Here is a 21003-nt window from a genome sequence, read left to right on the forward strand (position 1 = left end):
TTGTCCGGCGTAGCCAAGGCTACCCCGGTATTGCTCTGTGTGAGGAGAATCCGAATGAGCCAAGTGTTGGAAGATCTGGTCAATTTACTGACCCTGGAACCGATCGAAGAGAACCTCTTTCGCGGTAGCAGTCAGGACTTGGGCTTTCGCCAGTTGTTCGGCGGTCAAGTGCTCGGACAATCGTTGTCGGCCATGAGCCAGACAGTCGAAGATGCGCGGCACGTGCACTCGATGCACGGCTACTTTTTGCGCCCGGGGGATGCCGGGTTGCCGGTGGTCTATCAGGTGGACCGGGTGCGCGATGGCGGCAGTTTCAGCACGCGCCGGGTGACCGCGATCCAGAAGGGTCAGCCGATTTTCACCTGTAGCGCTTCATTCCAGTACGACGAAGGCGGCTTTGAGCACCAGACTCCGATGCCCGATGTGGTGGGCCCGGAAAACCTGCCTTCGGAACTCGAAATGATTCGTCAGCGTGCACATCTGATCCCCGAATCGATGCGTGAAAAGTTGCTGTGCGCCAAACTCATCGAATTTCGTCCGGTGGTGGGCGAAGACCCGTTCAACCCCAAGATCACCGACCCGATCAAGTACGTCTGGTTTCGTGCCGATGGCGCACTGGCTGACTCGCCGGCGCTGCACAAATACCTGCTGGCCTATGCCTCGGACTTCGGTTTGCTGACCACCTCGCTGCTGCCCCATGGCAAAGGCGTGTGGCAAAAGGACATGCAGGTAGCCAGCCTTGATCACGCGCTGTGGTTCCACCAGGACCTGCGGGCCGACGACTGGTTGCTGTACGCCATGGACAGCCCGTGGGCGGGAAATTCACGCGGGTTTTCCCGGGGTAGCGTCTTTAACCGCGCCGGCCAGCTGGTTGCGTCTGTCACACAAGAAGGTTTGATTCGTCATCGTAAGGACTGGGCATGACACTCAAGGAAGTAAAACACTGGGTTTTTGATATGGACGGTACTTTGACCGTCGCGGTGCATGACTTTGACGCGATTCGTCGGGCGCTGGACATCCCTGTGCAAGTGGATATTTTGACCCACCTCAACGGCTTGCCTGCCCACGAGGCGCAAGCCAAGCACGCCTGGTTGCTGGAGCACGAGCGTGAACTGGCACTGGCCTCAACCCCGGCACCCGGGGCGGTAGAGTTGGTGCGCGAGCTGGCGGCCCGCGGTTGTCGCCTGGGAGTGCTGACCCGCAATGCCCGGGAGCTGGCGCATATCACCCTGGAGGCCATTGGTCTGGCCCCGCTTTTTGCGCCGCAGGATGTTCTGGGTCGCGACAATGCTGCGCACAAACCCGACCCCGACGGCCTGTTGCAACTGGCCCGGGCATGGGTGGTGGATCCGTCACAGATGGTGATGGTGGGGGATTATCGTTTTGACCTGGATTGTGGTCGTGCGGCGGGCAGTAAAACGGTACTGGTCAACGTGCCCGAAAATCCGTGGCCGGAACTGACAGACTGGCATGCCCGGGACTGTTTCGAACTGCGCAAGCTTATCGCCTGACCCTGTAGAAGCGAGCTCTTCGCGGCCTCTTTGAAAAGCTCGCGAGCAAGCTCGCTCCTACAGATGCAATTGCAGCCATCTGCATGGGGTGCCTTCCGGTCTGGAGGGTGAGGGCTGGGATCTGCCGCATGTTTGCACTGCACACCCCCTGTAGGAGCGAGCTTGTCTCGCGAGCTCTTCGCGGTTACAGGTTTATGGGGGGGAGGGTTGCTCGCCGAACAACACCTTCTGCCCCTCGGGGGAGGTGAACATCCGGTCGCCGTTGTGCCCGACCCCGGGCACTTCTATCAGTCGCTGATTGAGCCCCTGCGGATGGCGCTGGGTCAGATACTCGAAGTAATTCTTGCCCCGCACCAGCCTGAACGCGCCCTGGGCCTCGGCTTCGCAACCCTTGTCGAGGGCCGGGTGGTTCGGGTCGATGTCTTTGGCTCCGAGCAAGTAGGTAATGTCACGTCCGACATAGGCCTGTTCCAGTTGCTCGGGGCTTTCTCCCCGGGCGTAGGCTGGCAGGTGCTGGAGCCCGTATTTCCAGCTATTGAAACCCGGGCAACTGGCCGGATCGAAGGTGGGGATCGGTCGCTGCGCATTGAAATAGGCGTAGGACGAAGGGTTGGCAATCACATAGCGCAGCTTGATCCCGTGCTCCTGCAACGCTTTGCCAGCACGGGTTGTCAGTGCGTAGCGCTGCACCACTTGCGCGCCTCCCGAGTGTCCGGCGACCACTATCTCGTGCAGGGCCGGATAGCGTTTACCATCAGCAAGACGCTCCAGGATCTGATCCAGCGCCGCATAAGAACTGAGGGGCGCAGGACTTGTGGCGGGTGCGCCGGCCATCCAGTCATTGGCGTGCCAGCGCAATATATCGGCGGGCAGGCTATGGCGGGCAGCGTCGCTTTCATTCAAAAACTGTGGGGCGATGATCAGGGTTGTGGATAACTGTCCGGCCCGGGTCGCCGCCTGTTCAACGCTGTGCAGGTAGGTCTGGGCATTGCGCAAACGGCCATGGATCACAATCAGGGCCCGCTGCACCTGGGGGAGCGGCTGTTGCCAGTCCTGGCTCAAGCCCAGCGCCAGTTGTGCGGTGCCGATTTGCAGATGTTCGGGGCTCAGTTCCCTGACCCCCTGTTCTGCAGCCCGTGCCGCCGTGCAGACCAGCAGCAGCCCGAGCATCGAAACCATCAGGCGCGTGCCCATTTACAGCCTTGCTGCCGAAAAGGTGTCGCACTGGTTGATATCACCTTGGGCGAAGCCGGTCTTGAACCACTTCACCCGTTGCGCCGACGTGCCGTGGGTGAAGGAGTCCGGCACTACACGGCCCTGGCTTTGTTGCTGCAGGCGATCGTCGCCGATGGCATTGGCGGCGTTCAGGGCTTGCTCGACATCCCCCGGCTCCAGCCAGTTCAGGCGCTTTTGCGCATGGTTGGCCCAAACCCCCGCCAGGCAGTCGGCTTGCAGTTCCTGGCGCACCAGCAATCCACCTGCACCCTCCATGCGCTGGCCTTGTTGACGGGCCATTTGCATTTTTGACGAGATACCCAGCAGGGTCTGCACGTGATGGCCTACCTCGTGGGCGATCACATAGGCCTGGGCGAAGTCGCCACCGGCCTTGAAGCGCTGGGACATTTCCTGGAAGAAACTCATGTCCAGGTAAACCTTTTGGTCCGCCGGGCAGTAAAACGGCCCGGTGGCTGCCGAAGCAAAACCGCAGGCTGAATTCACCTGGCCGCGAAACAGCACGAGGGTCGGGTCTTTATAGGTACGGCCGGCCTGTTGAAAAATCTGACGCCAGGTGTCCTCGGTATCGCCCAGCACCGCGCGCACGAAGTCGGCCTGTTGATCATTGGCCGGCGGCGCATGCCCGGCTTGCTGGGTGACCTGGGGCGAGGATTGCTCGCTGAGCTGGCCACTGAGTTGCCCAAGGATTTGCATCGGGTCCTGGCCGGTCAACAAGCCGAACCCGACAATCACCACCACCGCCATCAGGCTCAGGCCTTTGCCGCCGCCAATGCGCATCCCGCCGCCCCCGGTGCTTTGATCGCGCACGTCTTCCACGTTGTCGCTGCGTCGGCCTTTTTTCCAAAGCATGGGGCAATCCTCTGATAAATCCTGTTGATAGTGTTGTTGCTGAGCCGGGGCTTCGCCAGACCGGTTGTCAGACGCCTTTCAAGAGCGCAAGGAGTATGGCAGTTACCGCGCCAGGCAAGGTAAAAGCAGGTGTCGGCACGGGTGACAGATTAGCCCGGCCCGGCAAAAAGACCGCCAGTGCCTGAATAGAGTTCCGGGCCCCGCGCTGAAGTGGTTGAATACCGCCTGTCCTCGCCCCGGAGTTGTCAGCCCTGTGAACATTGATACCCGCATCAAATACCGGCACCTGGTGTGCTTTCTGGAGATGGCACGTCAGGGCAGTCTGGCGCGGGCGGCGGATGTGCTGGCGGTGAGTCAGCCGGCCATGTCAAAAACCCTCAAGGAGCTGGAACAGCTACTGACGGTCAGCCTGTTTGTGCGCAGCAAAACCGGGGTCAGCCTGACCGAAGCCGGTGTGGCCTTCCTGCGCTATGCGACGCCCTCGGTGCAGGCCCTGCGCGAAGGGGTGAATGCCTTGCGCGGGGGCGAATATGCGGGCGGGACGGTACGCCTTGGCGTGTTGTCGACCGTTGAAAGCCTGCTGATACCCGAACTGGTGAGCCGCCTGCATGCGCGGCACTCTTCGCTGGTGGTGAGTGTGGTGACGGGGCCGAGTGCCTACCTGTTATCGCAACTGCGGGTGGGAGATGTCGATCTGGTGGTGGGGCGGATGACAGATAGTCCGGAAATTCAGGGGATGAATTTTGAACACCTTTACAGCGAATCCATGACCCTGGTGGTGCGCGCAGGCCATCCGCTGACGCAATTGCCGCTGGATCGCAGTCGGCTGGAACACTATCCGCTGGTACTGCCGCTGGCCAATACCACCATCCGCGCCTTTGCCGACAGCCTGTTCGTACAGTGCGGTATCAGCCAGTCCCGTCAGCGTCTGGAAACCCTGTCGATTACCCTGAGCCGGCGTTATGTGCTGCACAACGATGCGGTCTGGATAGCGCCGCTGGATGCTGTGCGCCTGGATCTGGCGAGTGGTGAACTGCAAGAAGTCGACCTCGGCCAGCGCGAACCCGGGGGCTCGATCGGGATTTGCAGCAACGCCCATGTTCCAATGTCGGTGGCGGCACAGGGCTGTGTCGAGGTGCTGCGGGAGCTGGGGCAGGCCTACTGCGAGGGTATTTATCCATAACCGTATGGTTATGGGTTGAGTCTGGCTTTTCAGTAGTCCTTGCCTGCCTGTTGTTTGAAAATGACCATTATATGCCTGCCCCCCGCCCTGGCTTTTGTCGGAGCGAGGGAGGGGCCTGGCCTTTATAAAAACAACAGGAGATCGACATGTCTGATGCAGACAGCCGGCGTTTTGTCATCCGTGACCGCAACTGGCACCCCAAAGCCCTGACCCCCGATTACAAAACCTCCATTGCCCGTTCGCCGCGGCAGGCGCTGGTGAGCATCCCGCAATCGGTCAGTGAAACCAGTGGCCCTGACTTTTCCCACCTGCAACTGGGCAAGTTCGACAACGACCTGCTGTTGAACTTCAACAACGGCGGTTTGCCGGTGGGCGAGCGGATTCTGCTGGCGGGTCGGGTATGCGACCAGTATGGCAAGCCGATTCCCCACACTCTGGTCGAGCTTTGGCAAGCCAACGCCGGTGGCCGTTATCGCCACAAGAATGACCGTTACCTGGCACCCCTTGACCCCAATTTTGGTGGCGTGGGTCGTACCCTCACCGACAGTCAGGGCTACTACAGCTTCCGCACCGTAAAACCGGGGCCCTATCCTTGGCGTAACGGCCCCAATGACTGGCGCCCGGCGCATATCCACGTTTCCATCAGTGGCCCTTCCATAGCGACGCGCCTGATTACCCAGCTGTATTTCGAGGGTGATCCGTTGATCCCGATGTGCCCGATCGTCAAGTCGATTGCCAATCCTGACGCCGTGCAAAGCCTGATTGCGCGGCTGGACATGGGCGCGGCCAATCCAATGGATTGCCTGGCGTATCGCTTTGATATCGTGCTGCGCGGTCAGCGCAAGACTCACTTCGAAAACTGCTGAGGAGCCCGTCATGCCTATCGAACTGCTGCAGGAAACCCCATCGCAAACGGCTGGCCCTTATGTGCATATCGGTCTGGCACTGGCCGCGGCCGGCAACCCGGCACGGCCCGTGGAAATCTGGAGCGAAATGGCCAAGCCCGGCGCCCCGGGCGAGCACATCTTGCTGCTGGGCAACGTGCACGACGGCAATGGCCACCTGGTGCGCGACTCCTTTCTGGAGCTGTGGCAAGCCAACCATGAAGGGGTCTACGACGAAGACTTTGACTCGGAAAAGGCCTTCAACAGTTTTGGCCGTACCGCCACCACCTTTGATGCCGGTGAGTGGACGCTGAACACCATCAAGCCGGGGGTGGTGAACAACGCAGCCGGCGTGCCCATGGCGCCGCACATCAACGTGTCGTTGTTTGCCCGGGGCATCAACATCCACCTGCAAACCCGCCTGTACTTCAGCGACGAGCCTGAAGCCAATGGCAAATGCCCGGTGCTCAACCTGATTGAGCAACCGCAACGTCGCGAAACCCTGATCGCCCGGCGCTGCGAAGTGGACGGCAAACCAGCCTACCGGTTTGACATCTACTTGCAGGGGCCAAACGAAACGGTGTTTTTCGACTTCTAAGGCCCGGTAAACAACACACTCCCTGCAGGAGCGAGCTCCTTAAAGCCCGCTCCTGCACAAGAGTGTTCAGGCCCGTGTGCGACGTTGCTGCAAGGCAGCTGCCAGACCGCTGATGCAGATAATGGCGATGCCGATACGGGTGGTGAAGTCTGGCGTGTGATCAAAAAGCAACCAGCCCAATATTCCGGAAAACACGATCTGGCAATAGCTGAATGGCGCCAGCAGTGCCGGGGCGGCGACGCGAAAAGACTGGGTCAACAGCAAGTGCGCGGTCATGCCGAATGCGCCCAGGGCAAGCATTTGCAGGCCGTGGGCCAGAGTCGGGGTATGCCAGAAGAACGGCACCAGCGCACTCATCACCAGCACATTGAATAGCCCGGCAAAGAAATTACTGGTGGTGGGGCTGTCATACAGGCTGAGTTTGCGGGTGAGAATCTGATAGCAGCTGAAGCACAGCGCTGCCGCCATCGGTAATAACACCGCAGGGGTGAACAGCTCACCGCCCGGATGAATAATGATCACCACCCCGATAAATCCGCAAACCACGGCCAGCCATTGGCCGAGTGAAACTTTTTCCCCCAGCAGGGGCCCGGACAATGCTGCCACCAGCAGCGGCGCCAGAAAGTTGACCGCGGTGTTTTCGGCCAGTGGGATATACAGCAGGCCGTAGGTGAAAAACAGCCCTGAACCCAGCAGGCATATCGCCCTTAGAACCTGAAGCAAAGGGCGCTTGCTGCGTAAGACCCGCAGCCCCGACTGCGGCAGGAAAATCCCCGCCATCAGCAGGGTGTGCACCAGATAACGGGCCCACACCACCATCACTACCGGGTAAAAGCCACTGAGGTATTTGGACAGTGCATCGTGACTGGAGAACAGGGCCGTGGCCGCCACGATCAGCAAGATGCCTTTCAAAGGCTGGTTAACCCCTGAAAGGGGGGTGGGCATTGTCATCGAATACCTCAAGGTGGTGCTGGGTGTGGAGGTCTGGCCCGCTTTTTATACTTGTGGGATTTTTCGCGGAGCCATGAAGTACATCCACACTAACGCAATGAAGTACATCGCCGGAATCATAGTGAACAACAATGTGTAATTGTTGTTGGTGACGGTCAGTACATAGCCGACGAACTGGGTCATGAACATGCCGCCGATGGCGGCACACATCCCGCCAAAGCCGAACACTGTGCCCATCATGTGTTTCGGCGTGTAGTCCATCACCATGCTCCACACGTTGGCCGTCCAGGCCTGGTGTGCGCCGAGTGCCAGGGCAATCGCGCCGACAGCCACCCACAGCTGGCTGGAGCCTGCGGCCATCACCACGCCAATGATGGCGATCGCACATAACAGCATCGACACCAGGCGCGCCTTGACCGCAGCCATGCCGCGCTTGATCAGCACCGAAGACAGAATCCCGCCACCGACGCTGCCGAAGTCAGCAGTGATGTAAATGATGATCAGCGGGATACCCATCTGCGTGACGCTGATCCCCAGATTGTATTGCTGGTTCAGGAAGGGCGGCAGCCAGTACAGATAGAACCAGAACACTGGGGCCGTCATGGCGTAGGACAGGGCGAATGCCCAGGTGCCACGCATCTTGAGGATGGTGGCAAAAGAAACGGTGGTCTGTTCAGGCTCTTTTTCTTGCTGGATGTAGTTCAGTTCCTCTTTGGACACAGTCGGATGATCTTCAGGGTTGTAGTACTTCAACCCCCAGAAGATCAGCCAGATGCCACCCAGTGCGGCCATGCACAAAAAGGCGGCTTGCCAGCCCCATACATGCAATACCAGTGGCAGCATCATCGGGGTGAACATGGCGCCGACGTTGGTCCCGGCATTGAAAATGCCGCTGGCCACCGCCCGCTCGCTGGCCGGAAACCACAGGCGCGTGGTCTTGACGCAGGCCGGATAGTTGGCCGCTTCGGTCAAGCCGAGAATAAAGCGGCAGATCATGAAGCCGGCAGCCGAGGTGGCCAGGCCATGGGCGCCAGTGGCCAGGCTCCAGAGCAGCACTGCGCAGAAGAACACCCGCTTTACGCCCACCCGGTCAATCAGCCGGCCTTGCAGGACGAAGCCGATGGCGTAGCCCACCTGAAACCAGAAGTTGATGTTGGCGTAGTCCATCGCCGTCCAGCTCATTTCTTTGGCCAGAATCGGTTGCATCACACCCAGGGCGGCGCGGTCGATGAAGTTCAGGGTGGTGGCGAAAAACACCAGCGCGAGCATGCCCCAGCGGGTCTTGCCGATCGCCATGGTGCCGCGGATCTTGTCGCCGATACCCGCGTGTGGACCTTGGGCAGGCTTGGTACGTGCAGTCTGAGAAGGGACCATGGTTGTTTATCCGTTTCTTGGAATTGTTATGTGGTGAAGCTGGAGCAGCAGATTGATGGTGGCGACTGGACAAAAAGTCGTCAATTCGAGATAGGCCATAGTGTTCGATAATCGCCCGCAAAACTAACCGTTTAGTACACAGTGATTGCTCAATAATAGGGCGCCCTTAATAATCAGGCTATTAAGAAATGCTGTCGTTTGCAGGCTGTGCCAATTCAGGGAGTAAAAAATGAAGCGTTCGATTGCCACCGTTTCTTTGAGCGGCACTTTGCCGGAGAAACTGGACGCCATTGCGGCGGCAGGTTTTGACGGGGTCGAGATCTTTGAAAACGACCTGCTTTATTATGACGGCAGTCCGCGCGAGGTGCGCCAAATATGTGCCGACCTGGGCCTGGCCATCAGCCTGTTTCAACCCTTTCGTGACTTTGAAGGCTGCCGCCGCGATCGTCTGGCCCGCAACCTTGACCGCGCCGAACGCAAATTCGATTTGATGCAGGAACTGGGCACGGACCTGGTGCTGGTGTGCAGCAATGCCGCTGCTGACGCCCTGGGTGAGCGGCAGATTCTGCTGGATGACTTGAGCCTGCTCGCTGAACGTGCCGGCGCGCGCAATTTACGCATCGGCTACGAGGCCCTGGCCTGGGGCCGTCACGTCAATACCTGGCAACAGGTCTGGGACCTGGTACGGCAGATTGATCATCCGAACCTGGGGGTGCTGCTCGACAGCTTCCACACCCTGTCGCTCAAGGGCGATCCGAGTGCCATCGCGCAGATCCCGGGAGACAAGATCTTCTTCGTGCAGATGGCCGATGCGCCCGTGCTGGCGATGGACGTGCTGGAGTGGAGCCGGCATTTCCGCTGCTTCCCGGGGCAGGGCGAATTCGACCTGCCAGGCTTTTTGGCGCCGATCATTGAGAGTGGCTACACAGGTCCCTTGTCGCTGGAAATCTTCAACGACGGTTTTCGTGCCGCGCCTACCCGGGCCAATGCCGCCGACGGCTTTCGCTCGCTGCTGTATCTCGAAGAAAAAACCCGTGAGCGTCTGGCTCGCCAGGCCGAACCGGCAACTCTGCTGGAGCCGTTATTCGCGCCGCCAAAGGCGAGCGACTACGACGGCATCGAGTTTCTCGAATTTGCCGTGGATGACAGTCAGGGCGCCCAGTTGACGCAATGGCTTGAGCGTCTGGGTTTCTCCAGGGCCGGTCAGCACCGTTCGAAAAATGTGAGCTTGTTGCGCCAGGGCGATATCAATCTGATTCTCAACGCTGAGCCTTACTCCTTTGCCCACAACTTCTTCGAGGCCCACGGGCCGTCGTTGTGCGCCACGGCGATACGGGTACAGGACAGCACCAGCGCGCTGGCCCGGGCCGTGGCCTACAAAGGTCAGCCCTATCGCGGCCTGGTCGGCCCCAATGAGCTGGAGCTGGCGGCCGTACGGGCGCCGGATGGAAGCCTGATTTATCTGGTGGACCAGGACGCCGCCGGCAACCCCTTGTACCAGTCGGACTTCAACCTCACGCCTGCCCGGGCCGCGTCGGGCGGACTTAAACGCATTGACCACATGGCAATGGCGTTGCCTGCAGACAGCCTCGACAGCTGGGTGCTGTTCTATAAAAGCCTGCTGGACTTCGAAGCCGATGACGAAGTGGTACTGCCTGACCCCTATGGCCTGGTAAAAAGCCGGGCCTTGCGCAGCCGCTGCAGCTCCATTCGCTTGCCACTGAATATTTCCGAGAACAGAAACACCGCTATCTCACATGCCTTGTCGAGCTATCGCGGTTCCGGCGTACATCACATTGCATTCGAGTGTGACGACCTGTTTGCCGAAGTCAGTCGTGCGAAAGACGCAGGGGTACCGCTGCTGGATATCCCGCTCAACTACTATGACGACCTGGCGGCGCGCTTTGATTTTGATGATGAGTTCTTGAGCGAACTGGCCTACTTCAACGTGCTGTACGACCGTGACGCCCAGGGCGGTGAGTTGTTCCACGTGTACACCGAGCCTTTTGCCGGGCGCTTTTTCTTTGAGCTGTTGCAGCGTAAAAACGGCTATGCCGGTTATGGCGCAGCCAACGTTGCAGTTCGCCTGGCAGCGATGGCCAAATCCCGCAGTGGCGCGGCACGTCAGGCCAAGTTATAGGCCGGGCGACTTCCTTCGACGAACGGGGCAGCCCATAATCGCGGGCATTCCCTGATGGCCGTGAGCCTTTAATGACCCAGATTCCAGAAGTCGACAGCGGTGCCACGGCCCCGGCTGTCGAGCCGCGTAAAAGCCGTAAAAACAACCCGGAGAAGACCCGCGAGAATATTCTGCACGAAGCCCTTGCCGAGTTCGTGGAGCAGGGGTTGGCGGGGGCCCGGGTGGACGCGATCGCGGAGCGTACCAACACCTCCAAGCGCATGATCTATTACTACTTCAGCAGCAAGGAGCAGCTCTACGTCGAAGTGCTGGAGAAGCTCTACGGTGAGATCCGGCACATTGAGGGCCAGTTGCATCTCGAAGAGCTGGCGCCGGTGCCGGCGATTCGCAAATTGGTGGAATTTACCTTCGATCACCATGACCTTAACGCGGACTTTGTACGCATGGTCAGCGTCGAAAATATTCACAAGGGCGAGTACATCAAGCGCTCGTCAGGTATCAAGGCCTTGAACGACACAATCGTGCATGCGCTGGAGGATATCTTGCAGCGCGGGGTTGAGCAGAAAGTGTTCCGTGCGGGGCTCAATGCGCTCGACGTGCATTTGCTGGTGAGTTCTTTCTGTTTTTATCGGGTGTCGAATCGCTACACGCTGGGTGAGATTTTTCAGATCGATTTGTCTGACAGCCAGATAAAAAAGCGCCAACGCGAAATGATTACTGACTCGATTTTGCGCTATCTGCAGGCGTGATCGCCGGGCATGCCCGGCAGACTATTGGTAGCCCCTGCCGGGGGGCAGGGGCTACCAATGAGTGATGCAGGCGGTTACCGGCGAACCAGCAATACGCCCGATTCCATGTGGTGGGTCCAGGGGAACTGGTCGAACACGGCGCAACGTTCGATACGGTGGGTATCGTGCAGCTGGGCGATGTTTTCCGCCAGGGTGGCCGGGTTGCAGGAGATGTACAGGATGTTGTCGAAGCGTCGGGTCAGCTCGCAGGTGTCCGGGTCCATGCCCGCACGTGGCGGGTCGACGAAGACGCTGCCGAACTCGTAGCTTTTCAGGTCGATGCCCTGCAAGCGGCGGAACGGACGTACTTCGTTCAGGGCCTCGGTCAGCTCTTCGGCGGACAGACGCACCAGTGTCACGTTATCCACAGCGTTGTCGCGCAGATTGTTCAGCGCGGCATAGACCGAGGTCTTGCTGATTTCGGTAGCCAGCACCTTGCGCACGCGGGTGGCCAGCGGCAGGGTGAAGTTGCCGTTGCCGCAATACAGCTCCAGCAGATCATCCTGACGTTCGCCCAACGCTTCGTATGCCCAGTTGAGCATCTTCTGGTTGACCGTGCCGTTTGGCTGGGTGAACGCACCTTCGGGCTGTTGATAAGTGAAGGTACGGCCTGCCACTTCCAGCTGCTCGACCACGTGATCACGGCCGATCACCGCGCGTTTACCTTTGGAGCGGCCAATCACGCTGATATCCAGATCTTTGGCCAACTGCTCGGCAGCGGTTTGCCAGTGCTCGTCCAGCGGGCGGTGATAGCACAATGTGACCATCGCATCGCCGGACAGAGTGGTCTGGAACTCTACCTGGAACAGCTTGTGGCTCAAGGCCGAGCTGGCTTTCCAGGCGGCCTTGAGCTGCGGCATCAGTTGATTGATGCGCAGGCTGGCAATCGGGAAGTCTTCGATCAGGATCGGCGTGCGCTTGTCATCCGGCGCAAACATGGCGTAGTGACGTTCGCCCCCTTCGCGCCACAGGCGGAATTCGGCCCTCAGGCGAAAGTGCTTGAGGGGCGAGTCGAACACCTGGGGTTCAGGTGCATCGAAGGGCGCCAGCAGCTCGCGCAGGCGATTGGCCTTGGCTTCGAGCTCAATGGCGTAGGTAGCAGAATCGAACGGCAAAGCACTCATGCGTTAAACCAACCCAGCTTGATCACAAACAGAATCGACAGAATGATCAGCGGTGCATTGAGCTCGCGCGCGCGGCCCGACAGCAGCTTGATCACGGTCCAGGAAATAAAGCCGAAGGCGATGCCGTTGGCGATGGAATAGGTGAACGGCATCGCCAGCGCGGTGATCACCACCGGAGCGGCAACGGTGATGTCGTCCCAATCGATTTCGGCCAGGCCGCTCATCATCAATACGGCGACGAACATCAGCGCAGGGGCGGTAGCGAATGCCGGAACGCTGGCGGCCAGTGGCGAGAAGAACAGCGCCAGCAGGAACATGATGCCGACCACGATGGCGGTCAGACCGGTACGGCCGCCGGCGCTCACGCCTGCTGCCGATTCGATGTAGCTGGTGGTGGTCGAGGTACCCAGCAACGAACCGGCCATGGCCGCGGTGCTGTCGGCGATCAGGGCGCGGCCCATTTTCGGCATGTGCCCGTCTTTGCCCATCAGGCCGGCGCGCTTGGCAACGCCGATCAGGGTGCCGGAGTTGTCGAACAGATCAACGAACAGGAAGGCGAAGATCACGCTGATCAGACCGATGTCCAGTGCGCCTTTAATGTCCAGTTGCAGGAAGGTCGGGGCCAGGGATGGCGGCATCGACACTACGCCACCAAATTCGGTGACACCCAGTGCAATCGAAGCAATGGTCACGGCCAGAATGCCGATCAGTACCGCACCGCGCATTTTCAGGGCTTCAAGGCCTACGATCAGGGCAAAGCCCAGAGAGGCGAGAATCACTTTGGGCTGGCTCAGGTCGCCCATGCCCACCAGAGTGGCTTTGTTGGCGACGACGATACCGGCGTTACCCAGCGCAATCAGCGCCAGGAACAGGCCGATGCCGGCGGCAATGGCCGAGCGCAGCGGCAGCGGGATGCTGTTGATGATCCATTCGCGGATACGGAAGATCGACAACAGGAAGAACAGCACCGCCGAAATGAATACCGCCCCCAGCGCCACTTGCCAGGTGTGGCCCATGTGCAGGACCACGGTATAGGTGAAGAAGGCGTTCAGGCCCATGCCCGGAGCCAGGGCAATCGGGTAGTTGGCGATGATGCCCATGGTGGCCGAGCCGATGGCGGCTGCCAGACAGGTGGCGACAAATAACGCGCCTTTGTCCATTCCCGTTTCGCCGAGGATGCTCGGGTTCACGAAGAGAATGTAGGCCATCGCCAGGAAGGTGGTGATACCCGCAAGAATCTCGGTACGCACATTGGTGTCGTGTGCTTTGAGTTGAAACAGCCTTTCCAGCATGCCAGTCCCCGTGGCGCCAAATGCGCCGTGATTAAATCGTTTTCAACAGCAAAGCACAGATTAGGGATCTGTTGATCCTTGGCTGTCGTCCCCTCGGGGCGCGTGTCATGACCAAGCGTCAACAGACCCTGATAGCCTGAGAATTTCTGTCTGTCGGAAAAAGCCGCGCATCATACCAGCAGCTCGGACGTCTGGCTGCTTTGGATGCCCTGCGGCGTCATGTTTTGTTACCTCAAGGGCACAGGCATACTGCGTGCCAGTTATCGGGGGCAAGCCATGAAGTGCACGATCAAACCTGTTTTTGTCTGTTTTAGCCTGTTGCTCAGTGCTGCGTTGAACGCCGCACCGGCGATGCCCTTGAGCCGCGTCGAAATACTCAAGGTGGTATCCACTTCCTGCGCCGTAGAGGATGTGTCCGATGGTCGCGAACAGACCAAATGCGACCATCAGGCTCCCGGCATCAAGGTGTACGTGCTTGAACGCGGCTATGGCGGCCAGCCCAATGTGAGCCTGGACGGCCAGGAAGTGGATGGCGTTCGCACCCCGGTGTGCAATCAGGGTGAAGGACTGGTGACCTGTAATGGTGCCGGTACTACGGTGGGCTACCTGTACAGCTTCGATCTGGGTAACCGGCAGGGCGGCTGGTTCCAGTTCAGCAACACCTCCCTGACGCCCCCGCACAATCGGCTTGGCGCCAGGCTGTATATAAAGTAGCCAGACCCATGGCGGCGAAGCTGACCTAAGCTGATAGCTCCTCTGTGCGAGAAAGCCTATGACCTATAGAGCCCTGATTCCTGTCGCTGAAGGTGTCGACGACCTGCAAACCGTGACTTTGATCGATGTTCTGCGCCGTGCCGAGGTCGAGGTGGTGGTGGCCAGTGTCGAGGGCCGGCGCATGTTGACCTGTGCCCGAGGCACGCGCCTGACAGCCGACGGCATGCTGGTTGACCTGCTGGCCCAGGCTTTCGACCTGATTGTGTTGCCCGGTGGTGCGGTGGGCTGCGAGCACCTGGCGGCCCACCAGCCTTTAATGCAAATGCTGGCCGATCAGGCCCGGGCCGGCGGTTTTTACGCCGCCATTGCCGAGGCGCCTGCCCTGGTGCTGCAGCCTGCCGGGGTACTCAAGCAGCGGCGCATGACATGCCTGCCATCGGTCAGTGACCGGCTTTCGGGGTGCAACTTTATTGACCAGCCGGTGGTGGTGGATGGCAACTGCATAACCGCCCAGGGTTGCGGGGCGGCTTTGGCATTTGCTCTCGCGCTGGTCGAGCAGCTCTGCGGCAAGGCGCGATGCAATGCGCTGGCGGCCCGGATATAGGGGCGGCGCCCCAGGTATCAGGGCTGAGCAGGTGGTTTGTCTTCCACCATCCGGTCGCGGTTGGCCAGGCCGGGGAACAGTTTTATCCACAGCCCCGTGACGACCAGGGTGCCGACTCCGCCCAGCACCACCGCCGGCACGGTGCCCAGCCAGTGCGCTGTAGCCCCTGATTCAAATTCGCCCAACTGATTGGACGCGCCAATAAACAAGCCATTGACGGCACTGACGCGCCCGCGCATTTCATCCGGGGTTTCCAGCTGCACGAACGAGGCACGGATCACCATGCTGATCATGTCGGCCGCGCCCAGTACCACCAGCACCAGCATCGAAAACCAGAACGAGGTCGACAGCCCGAACGCGATGGTGGCGACACCGAATACCCCCACGGCAGTAAACATGATGCGCCCCACCTTGCGCTCGACCGGGAACCTGGCCAGCCACAGTGACATCAGCAAGGCCCCAACCGCAGGCGCCGAACGCAACATGCCCAGGCCCCATGGGCCGGTGAGCAGGATGTCTTTGGCAAACACCGGCAGCAAGGCGGTGGCGCCGCCCAGCAACACCGCGAACAGGTCGAGGGAGATGGCGCCGAGGATGTCCGGGCGGCTGCGAATAAAACGAATGCCGGCCAACAGTGAGTCCAGGGTGGCCTTGCCTTTGTTCAGTGCAGTCTGGCGCGCGGGCAGGTTGCTCATCAACAGCGCGGCTATGAGGTACAGCACCACCGTGGGACCGTAGACCCAGACGCTGCCAAACGCATAGAGCAATCCGCCCAGCGCCGGTGCGACGATGGTGGCCGACTGCTGGGCTGCTTGAGCGGCCGCCACGGCCCTGGGGAACAGGGCGATAGGCACGATTGAGGGCAGCAATGCCTGGGTGGTGGGCATTTCAAATGAGCGGGCGCCCCCCAGTAGAAAGGCCAGGACAAAGATCAGCTCGCGGCTGATATGGTCGGTTGCACTGCTGATGGCCAGGGTCAGGGCAATCATGGCTTGCAGCGTCTGGCACAGGGCTGCCACCCGGCGCCGATCATAGCGATCGGCCACATGCCCGGTGTGCAGCATGAACATCACCCGCGGTGCGAACTCGATCAGCCCGACCCAGCCCAGATCCATCACATTGCCGGTGAGTTGGTAGACATTCCAGCCAATGGCCACGGTCAGCATTTGAAAGGCGCTGGCGGTGAAGATGCGGGCGAACCAGAAGGCCACAAATGGCCGGTGATGACGTAGCAGGAGCGTTTGACTGGTCATTGAAAGGGTCGGGGCAGAGGGCTGGGGAGATTGAGATTATCATCATTGTGTAACAAATAATGACTCGAATTGGCCAGGCGGAGGGGGGCTGAAACTCTGTTGTCCGGGGCTTTTTCGAGAAAACATTCAATTCCTGCAAGGGTGTATTACTGGCCCTGGGACATCATGTCACGCGGCAACAAACCACATTAGCGCCCTGATGGGAATGGACTACTCTTTCAGCAATGTTTGATCCAGGTCAAAACCCGTTGCGGTTTATCTGGATGGCCAGCCGGCCAGACCCCTTGCGTGGTGGATGAAAAAGCGGACACCGATTCGCTGAGGCCATTATCGGCAGGGAAGTTGGATACAGGCGCCGCTTCTGTGTCCTGAACCACCTGATACCTGATAGAGGAAGACTTATGTTCGGTTTGGAGGCTCTGGATCTCGCCCGAATTCAGTTCGCGTTTACCGTGTCGTTTCACATCATCTTTCCCGCCATTACCATCGGTCTTGCCAGTTATCTCATGGTGCTCGAAGGCATGTGGCTGAAAACCCGTGAGGACACCTACCGCGACCTGTACCATTTTTGGTCGAAGATATTTGCCGTCAACTTCGGGATGGGCGTGGTGTCCGGGCTGGTCATGGCCTATCAGTTCGGCACGAACTGGTCGAGGTTCTCTGACTTCGCCGGAGCCGTTACCGGCCCCTTGCTGACTTATGAAGTACTCACCGCATTCTTCCTTGAGGCCGGTTTTCTGGGGGTCATGCTTTTCGGCTGGAACCGGGTCGGTCGCGGCATGCATATGTTCTCCACGGTGATGGTGGCCCTGGGTACATTGGTTTCGACCTTCTGGATTCTGGCGTCCAACAGCTGGATGCAGACGCCGCAAGGCTTCGAAATCATTGATGGCCGGGTTATTCCGGTGGACTGGCTGGCAGTTATTTTCAACCCTTCCTTTCCTTACCGTCTGGCGCACATGGCCACGGCTGCCTTTTTGGCCACGGCGTTCTTTGTCGGCGCTTCGGCAGCCTGGCACCTGCTGCGCGGCCGAAACACCCCCGCCATTCGCCGCATGCTCTCGATGGCGATGTGGATGGCACTGGTGGTGGCACCGGTGCAAGCCTTTATCGGCGACGCCCACGGCCTGAATACTCTTGAGTATCAACCGGTAAAAATCGCTGCGATCGAAGGTCACTGGGAGAACAAACCCGGTGAAGCGTCGCCGCTGATCCTGTTTGGCATCCCGAACATGAAAACCGAGACTACGGACTACAAGATCGAAGTGCCGTACCTGGGCAGCCTGATCCTGACCCACAGTCTGGACAAACAGATCCCGGCAATGAAGGACTTCCCGGCCGCGGACCGTCCGAACTCGACCATTGTGTTCTTCACATTCCGGATCATGGTTGCGCTGGGCATGCTGATGATCTTTATCGGCTTGTGGAGCCTGTGGCTGCGCAAGACCGGGACACTGTACGAGAACCGCTGGTTCCTGCGTCTGGTGTTGTGGATGGGGCCGTCGGGTCTGGTGGCGATTCTGATGGGCTGGTTTACCACTGAGATCGGTCGCCAACCGTGGGTGGTGTACGGGCTCATGCGCACCGCCGACGCGTCGTCCAATCACAGCGTTACGCAAATGAGCATCACGCTGGTCCTGTTTGTGCTGGTGTACTTCGCGCTGTTCGGTGTGGGTCTGGGCTACATGATGCGTCTGGTACGCAAAGGCCCGATTACCCATGAAGGCGATACACACAACGAAGGTGGTCCAGGCCAGCCACGCACGCCTGCCCGTCCTCTGTCTGCTGCCCACGAGGGTACGGATGAAGGCCACAGCGACAGCCTGACTAAGGGGAATTGAGTCATGGGTATTGATCTGCCACTTATCTGGGCAATCATCATCATCTTCGGGATCATGATGTACGTGATCATGGATGGCTTCGATCTCGGGATCGGCATTCTCTTCCCCTTTATCAAGGGCGAAAGTGACCGCGATGTGATGATGAACACTGTTGCTCCCGTCTGGGACGGCAACGAAACCTGGCTGGTGCTGGGCGGCGCGGCATTGTTTGGCGCCTTCCCGCTGGCCTATGCGGTCGTATTGTCAGCCTTGTACCTGCCTTTGATCCTGATGCTGCTGGGCCTGATCTTTCGCGGTGTGGCCTTTGAGTTTCGCTTCAAGGCCAGGCCCGAGAAACGTCATATCTGGGACAAGTCGTTCATTGGCGGTTCTCTGGTGGCTACGTTTTTCCAGGGGGTGGCACTGGGGGCCTTCATTGACGGCATACCGGTAGTCAACCGGGAGTACGCCGGGGGCGGCATGGACTGGCTCTCTCCTTTTACCGTGTTCTGCGGCCTTGCACTGATCGTGGCCTATGCCCTGCTGGGGTGTACCTGGCTAATCATGAAAACCCAGGGCGACCTGCAACAGCAGATGCACAAACTGGGGCGCCCGCTGGCCCTGGCAGTACTGGTGTTGATGGGCATCGTCAGCCTGTGGACACCCTTGGCCCATTCTGAAATTGCTGCGCGCTGGTTCACCCTGCCAAATCTGTTCTGGTTCCTGCCGGTACCGATTCTGGTGTTGCTCACGATGTTCGGTTTGTTCAAAGCGATTGCCCGCAACGCCAACTACACGCCGTTTCTGTTGACCCTGGTGTTGATTTTCCTGGGCTACAGCGGTTTGGGCATCAGCCTGTGGCCGTACATCATCCCGCCATCAATCACGATCTGGGAAGCTGCCGCACCGCCGCAGAGCCAGGGCTTTATGCTGGTGGGCACCTTGTTCATCATCCCGTTCATTCTGGGTTACACCTTCTGGAGCTACTACGTGTTCCGCGGCAAGGTCACCCACGAAGACGGTTATCACTAGTTAGAAGTGCCGCTGCGGCCTGATGGTCGCAGCCTTTTCCCGAGAGGAGGCCGCAACATGGCTGGCAAGGACTATCTACATGAGGTGCAAGAGGCCGAGAAAAAGCCGTTATGGCAACGGGTCGGCTGGCTGCTGGTGATCTGGACCGCCAGTGTGGCGTCATTAGGCGTATTCGCCTGGCTGATCCGACTGTTCATGACCGCTGCGGGCATGAAAAGCCACTGATGGTCGCCACTCATAAAAAAACCCTCTACGGAGGGTTTTTTTGTTTGTGGGTAATTCTCTGGCCCGGCCCGGAGTAGGGGCGAGCTCTTTACCAGGCCCATATTGATCACAGAGTGAGCGCGGCCTTCTTGAACAGCGCGCGAGCAATCGAGTGTGGCCCGGCTGCTCCCGCTGGGGGCTGTGCTTACTTGCGCGCCTTGAGAATGACGAACTTGGGCGTAGCCGCCACTTGTTCAACACCGCGAAACAGTTTGGCCAGCTTGCTGTGATAACCCAGATGGCGATTGCCGACGATATACAGCGCGCCGCCGACGACCAGGGCTTCCCGGGCTTGTTGAAACATGCGCCAGGCCAGAAAGTCGCCCACCACTTGCTGCTGGTGAAAAGGCGGGTTGCACAGCACGACGTCCAGCGAATCAGGTTCTTGCCCTGCAAGGCCGTCTGCGGCACGTACTATTACCTCACGCTCCCCCAGCGCTGCCTGCCAGTTTTCGCGAGCGGACTGCACGGCCATAAACGACTCATCGACCAGCGTGTACTGCGCATCCGGGTTATTCAGGGCACTGGCGATGGCCAGCACGCCATTGCCGCAACCCAGATCTGCTACCCGGGCCGAGCCCAGGTTTTTGGGAAGGTGGGGCAGGAATGCACGGGTGCCGATGTCCAGCCCTTCACGGCAGAAGACGTTGGCATGGTTGAGCAGCTCGATGGCCGGTTCGTCCAGTAAGTAGCGCGAAGGGTAGGGCGAGGTAAACGGCTCTTTGGCTTCAGGGGTGGCCATCAGCAAGCGGGCTTTTTTCACGGCCAGCGAAGCCTGGACCGGGCCGATATAACGCTCCAGCAAATCACCTGCCGCGCGGGGCAAATGCTTGATCATCGCGCCGGCAATCACCTGTGCGCCCGGGGCCAGCTGGCCTTGCAAACGAATGAGTTGCTCTTCGAGCAGGGCCAGGGTTTTGGGTACGCGCACCAGCACACAATCGAAAGGGCCAACCAGAGGCTGGCTGGCGGGGATGACCGTGACGGCATCGAACGCCTGGCCATTGCGCACCAGATTTTTTTCCAGCGCCTGGATGGCGAGGAACGAGTCGCTGCTGCTGGTGACCTGCATATTGGCCACCAGACTGATCGCCAGGGCCCCGAAACTGTCATTGAACACCAGAACCCGGCTGTTGGCGGGCAGACCCTGTTCGGCCAGATGGTTAAGCAAATACTCGTCCGCAGCGTCGAAAGCCTGTAGCGGCTCGTTTTGCTGTTCTGGTTGGCGGATCAAGCGGAGTTGGGCGAAAGGGCTTTCGAGCACAGGCATTTTTACAAACTCTGGGGAATCAACAGTGGCAACCGGGCCGCAGGGCCACTTCGCAGCACTGGCGTCCGTGGGTTTTACAGATGCAGGCGATTTTACTTTTTTTTGCCGGGGATTAC

General features: G+C 59.5%; 20 protein-coding genes. 12 read left to right on the forward strand and 8 right to left on the reverse strand.

What is annotated here, in order from left to right; translation table 11 throughout:
• The first annotated feature begins 54 nt into the window (after positions 1–54).
• Positions 55–924 carry an acyl-CoA thioesterase II gene (gene tesB / locus JQ848_RS03190; RefSeq protein WP_202210258.1) on the forward strand — a complete coding sequence of 290 codons (870 nt, stop codon included), beginning with the start codon at positions 55–57 and terminating at the stop codon, positions 922–924.
• On the forward strand, positions 921–1511 hold the full coding sequence (locus JQ848_RS03195) for an HAD family hydrolase (protein ID WP_202210259.1): 591 nt from the start codon (positions 921–923) through the stop codon (positions 1509–1511). Before tesB ends, JQ848_RS03195 begins: the two co-directional genes overlap by 4 nt.
• Positions 1512–1703: 192 nt before the next feature.
• On the opposite strand, the gene JQ848_RS03200 is transcribed toward JQ848_RS03195, so the two are convergent.
• Positions 1704–2705, reverse strand: coding sequence for an alpha/beta hydrolase (locus tag JQ848_RS03200; RefSeq protein ID WP_202210260.1), 1002 nt, complete (start codon positions 2703–2705; stop codon positions 1704–1706).
• Entirely contained in the window at positions 2706–3596 is an 891-nt protein-coding gene (ypfJ, locus tag JQ848_RS03205) for a KPN_02809 family neutral zinc metallopeptidase (RefSeq protein ID WP_003444013.1), read from the reverse strand. It abuts the gene before it with no gap.
• A 253-nt stretch (positions 3597–3849) separates the two neighbouring features.
• On the opposite strand from ypfJ, the gene pcaQ reads away from it, so the two are divergent.
• The 3 genes from pcaQ (at position 3850) to pcaG (ending at position 6261) form a co-directional block, all read left to right on the forward strand.
• Positions 3850–4779, forward strand: coding sequence for a pca operon transcription factor PcaQ (pcaQ, locus tag JQ848_RS03210; protein ID WP_003444011.1), 930 nt, complete (start codon positions 3850–3852; stop codon positions 4777–4779).
• Between the two features lie 146 nt (positions 4780–4925).
• Positions 4926–5645, forward strand: coding sequence for a protocatechuate 3,4-dioxygenase subunit beta (gene pcaH, locus JQ848_RS03215; protein ID WP_003444009.1), 720 nt, complete (start codon positions 4926–4928; stop codon positions 5643–5645).
• A gap of 10 nt (positions 5646–5655) precedes the next feature.
• Positions 5656–6261 (forward strand): protocatechuate 3,4-dioxygenase subunit alpha, encoded by a 606-nt coding sequence (pcaG, locus tag JQ848_RS03220; protein WP_003444007.1) that lies wholly within the window; start codon positions 5656–5658, stop codon positions 6259–6261.
• Positions 6262–6327: 66 nt separating this feature from the next.
• Here the strand turns inward: pcaG and JQ848_RS03225 are convergent, their stop codons facing one another.
• Both JQ848_RS03225 and JQ848_RS03230 read right to left on the reverse strand, forming a co-directional pair.
• Positions 6328–7212 carry a DMT family transporter gene (locus JQ848_RS03225; RefSeq protein WP_029612181.1) on the reverse strand — a complete coding sequence of 295 codons (885 nt, stop codon included), beginning with the start codon at positions 7210–7212 and terminating at the stop codon, positions 6328–6330.
• Between the two features lie 45 nt (positions 7213–7257).
• Complete coding sequence (locus tag JQ848_RS03230; RefSeq protein WP_003444003.1) at positions 7258–8586, reverse strand: MFS transporter; 1329 nt, start codon at positions 8584–8586, stop codon at positions 7258–7260.
• Between the two features lie 229 nt (positions 8587–8815).
• On the opposite strand from JQ848_RS03230, the gene quiC reads away from it, so the two are divergent.
• Together quiC and JQ848_RS03240 are read left to right on the forward strand one after the other, a co-directional pair.
• Positions 8816–10726: a 3-dehydroshikimate dehydratase QuiC gene (quiC, locus tag JQ848_RS03235; protein WP_003444001.1), complete on the forward strand. Its 1911-nt coding sequence runs from the start codon at positions 8816–8818 to the stop codon at positions 10724–10726.
• A gap of 71 nt (positions 10727–10797) precedes the next feature.
• The gene (locus tag JQ848_RS03240) at positions 10798–11475 is read left to right on the forward strand and encodes a TetR/AcrR family transcriptional regulator (RefSeq protein WP_202210261.1); all 678 of its coding nucleotides are present in this window, start codon (positions 10798–10800) and stop codon (positions 11473–11475) included.
• A 74-nt stretch (positions 11476–11549) separates the two neighbouring features.
• On the opposite strand, the gene trmA is transcribed toward JQ848_RS03240, so the two are convergent.
• Positions 11550–12638 carry a tRNA (uridine(54)-C5)-methyltransferase TrmA gene (gene trmA, locus JQ848_RS03245; protein ID WP_010655535.1) on the reverse strand — a complete coding sequence of 363 codons (1089 nt, stop codon included), beginning with the start codon at positions 12636–12638 and terminating at the stop codon, positions 11550–11552.
• Positions 12635–13930 carry an NCS2 family permease gene (locus JQ848_RS03250; RefSeq protein WP_003443995.1) on the reverse strand — a complete coding sequence of 432 codons (1296 nt, stop codon included), beginning with the start codon at positions 13928–13930 and terminating at the stop codon, positions 12635–12637. The genes trmA and JQ848_RS03250 overlap by 4 nt, the downstream gene beginning before the upstream one ends.
• Positions 13931–14206: 276 nt before the next feature.
• On the opposite strand from JQ848_RS03250, the gene JQ848_RS03255 reads away from it, so the two are divergent.
• On the forward strand, positions 14207–14644 hold the full coding sequence (locus JQ848_RS03255; RefSeq protein ID WP_161719106.1) for a DUF4879 domain-containing protein: 438 nt from the start codon (positions 14207–14209) through the stop codon (positions 14642–14644).
• 58 nt (positions 14645–14702) lie between these two features.
• On the forward strand, positions 14703–15248 hold the full coding sequence (locus tag JQ848_RS03260) for a DJ-1 family glyoxalase III (protein WP_003443991.1): 546 nt from the start codon (positions 14703–14705) through the stop codon (positions 15246–15248).
• Between the two features lie 17 nt (positions 15249–15265).
• Here the strand turns inward: JQ848_RS03260 and JQ848_RS03265 are convergent, their stop codons facing one another.
• A complete protein-coding gene (locus JQ848_RS03265; protein ID WP_003443989.1) occupies positions 15266–16501 on the reverse strand; it encodes an MFS transporter in 1236 nt (411 codons plus the stop codon).
• Positions 16502–16902: 401 nt separating this feature from the next.
• Between JQ848_RS03265 and JQ848_RS03270 the strand changes: the two genes are divergently transcribed.
• From JQ848_RS03270 to JQ848_RS03280, 3 genes are read left to right on the forward strand one after another with little or no spacing between them, the layout of a single operon-like run.
• Complete coding sequence (locus JQ848_RS03270; protein WP_003443987.1) at positions 16903–18342, forward strand: cytochrome ubiquinol oxidase subunit I; 1440 nt, start codon at positions 16903–16905, stop codon at positions 18340–18342.
• Positions 18343–18345: 3 nt separating this feature from the next.
• Entirely contained in the window at positions 18346–19353 is a 1008-nt protein-coding gene (gene cydB, locus JQ848_RS03275) for a cytochrome d ubiquinol oxidase subunit II (protein WP_003443985.1), read from the forward strand.
• 57 nt (positions 19354–19410) lie between these two features.
• Positions 19411–19578, forward strand: a complete 168-nt coding sequence (locus JQ848_RS03280) for a DUF2474 domain-containing protein (protein WP_003443983.1) — start codon at positions 19411–19413, stop codon at positions 19576–19578.
• A gap of 184 nt (positions 19579–19762) precedes the next feature.
• On the opposite strand, the gene JQ848_RS03285 is transcribed toward JQ848_RS03280, so the two are convergent.
• Entirely contained in the window at positions 19763–20887 is a 1125-nt protein-coding gene (locus JQ848_RS03285) for a methyltransferase (RefSeq protein WP_202210262.1), read from the reverse strand.
• Positions 20888–21003: the final 116 nt, after the last annotated feature.

The sequence above is a fragment of the Pseudomonas paraversuta genome, assembly GCF_904067025.1.
In the GTDB taxonomy this organism is placed as follows: Bacteria; Pseudomonadota; Gammaproteobacteria; order Pseudomonadales; family Pseudomonadaceae; genus Aquipseudomonas; species Aquipseudomonas paraversuta.